Source organism: Protofrankia sp. CiP1_Cm_nod3, from assembly GCF_982290655.1.
In genome coordinates, this window is the sequence record NZ_CEVIVD010000203.1 from 4,111 (window position 1) to 6,526 (window position 2,416).

The window sequence follows — 2,416 nt, forward strand, 5'->3', positions numbered from 1 at the left end:
GCCGGCTCCCGTGCCGGATCCGGGCCGGGCCGCCGTCCAGCTCGCCCACCAGCTCGTGGTGTGGGCGGCGGACTGGTGGCTGCCGGCCGGCGTCCCCGCCCTTATGCTGCTGGCCGTCGGGATCGGGGCACGCGGACGTCTCCGCACCGCCCGGCACCGCCGGCTGGCCACCGGGGCGCGCACCGTGGAGATCCTCACCCCGCCCGAGGTCCGCGGCGAGGCCGCCGCGGTCTTCTGGGGGCAGATGACCGGGCTGCTGCGCCCACCGTGGCAGCGGCTGGTGTATGGCCAGCCGCACCTGGGCTGGGAGGTGGTGGCCGGCCGGACCGGTACCAGCATCCGGCTGTGGGTCCCCGGCCCGATTCCACCCGGGATGGTCGAACGGGCGGTGCAGGCCGCCTGGCCCGGCGCCCGCACCACCACCCGCCCCGCCGCAGCCCCGCTGCCGGCCGGGGCGCTCGCGGTCGGTGGGCGGCTGCGGCTGGCCCGCCCGGACGTTCTGCCGTTGCGGGCGGACACCGGCGGGGATCCGGTGCGGGCGCTGCTCGCGGCCGCCGCCGACCTCGACGACGACGAGACCGCGGTCGTGCAGATCCTCGCCCGGCCGGTCACCGGCCGCCGCCTGACCCTCGCCCGCCGCGCCGCGGCCCGCCACCGCGGCCAGTACGCCCCCGCCCCGTTCGCCCGGCTGCTGGACGCGGTCACCCCGCACACCGGCCGCCGGCCCGCACCCGGTACACCGGTGCGCCCGGCGGGGCCGACCCCGCCGGAGGACTCCGCCGCCAGCCGGGCGATCGGGGGGAAAGCGATCCAGCCCCGCTGGGAAGCCGTCGCCACCTACACCGCCGCCACCACCGCCCCGCCCGCCGACCGGCCCGGCCGCCGCGCCGCCGTGGCCGCGCTGCGGGGCCGGGCGCACGCGCTGGCCGCCACCTTCGCGCTTTACGCCGGCCACAACTATCTGCGCCGGCTGCGCCTACCGGACCCGGCCGCCGTGCTCGCCGGCCGGGTCCTCGGCCGCGGCGACCTACTCGCCATCGACGAACTCGCCGCGCTCGCGCACCTGCCCTCCGACACCGCCGTGCCCGGCCTGGCCCGGGCCGGCGCCGCCGCGATCGCCCCGCCGGCCGGGATCCCGCACGCCGGCCCCGCCGTGAAAGTCATCGGCGACAGTGACGCGGGCCGGCGCCGCCCGGTCGGGCTGACGGTCGCCGACGCCCGCCACCACGTCCACATCCTCGGCGCCACCGGCTCGGGGAAATCCACCCTGCTCGCCAACATGATCCTCGACGATGCGCAGGCTGGCCGCGGGCTGGTCGCGATCGACCCCAAGGGCGACCTGATCACCGACCTGCTCGCCCGGCTGCCCGCCGCGGTCGCCGACCGGGTCATCCTGCTCGATCCGCAGGACGCCGCCCCACCACCGTGCCTGAACATCCTCGACGGCCGCGACCCGGACCTCGCCACCGACCAGCTCGTCGGGATCTTCCGACGGATCTGGGCGGACAGCTGGGGGCCGCGCACCGACGACCTGCTGCGCGCGGCCTGCCTGACCCTGCTCACCCGCGCCGGCACGGGCCCCGGCCAGGCTGCCGGCCGGCCGGTACCGACGCTGCTCGACATCGTCACGCTGCTCACCGACCCGCTCGCCCGCCGCCGGGCCACCGCCGGGATCACCGACCCGGTCCTCGCCGGCTTCTGGGCCTGGTACACCGACCTGTCCGACGGGGCCCGCGCCCAGGCGACCGGCCCGATCCTGAACAAGCTGCGCGCCCTGCTGCTACGCCGGTTCGTCCGCGCCGCGCTGGCCGCCGGCCCGTCCACCATCAACCTGACCGACGTCCTCGACCACGGCGGCATCCTGCTGGTGCGCATCCCCAAGGGGCAGGTCGGGGAGGACGCCTGCCAGATCCTCGGCTCGATCGTGCTCGCGAAGGTGTGGCAGACCGTGCTCCAGCGGGCCCGCCGCGCCCCCCACCAGCGGCCCGACGCCGCCTGCATCCTCGACGAATGCCAGAACTTTCTGACCCTGCCCGGGGCGGTGGAGGACATGCTCGCCGAGGCCCGCGGCTACCGGCTCTCGTTGACCCTCGCCCACCAGCATCTGCGTCAGCTCCCCGGCGACCTCGCCGACGCACTCGCCACCAACGCCCGCACGAAGATTTTCTTCGCCTGCTCACCGACGGACGCCACCGGGCTGGCCCGCCACGTCCACCCCGTCCTGACCGACCACGACCTCGCCCACCTACCCGCGTTCACCGCCGCGGTCCGCCTCGTCGTCGATTCCGCGGACGCCCCCGCATGCACCGTGCGGACCCGGCCGCTACCACCGCCCGTCCCCGGCCGGGCCCAGGCGCTACGGGCCGCGGCCCGCAGCCACACCGCCCCCACCGGTGGGGGCGGCACCGCCCCCACG

General features: G+C 77.5%; 1 protein-coding gene. It reads left to right on the forward strand.

Translation table 11 applies throughout. From position 1 onward, the window contains the following. On the forward strand, positions 1 to 2,416 hold a 2,416-nt coding region (locus AC5LUJ_RS22635; RefSeq protein ID WP_493465713.1), incomplete at both ends, for a TraM recognition domain-containing protein.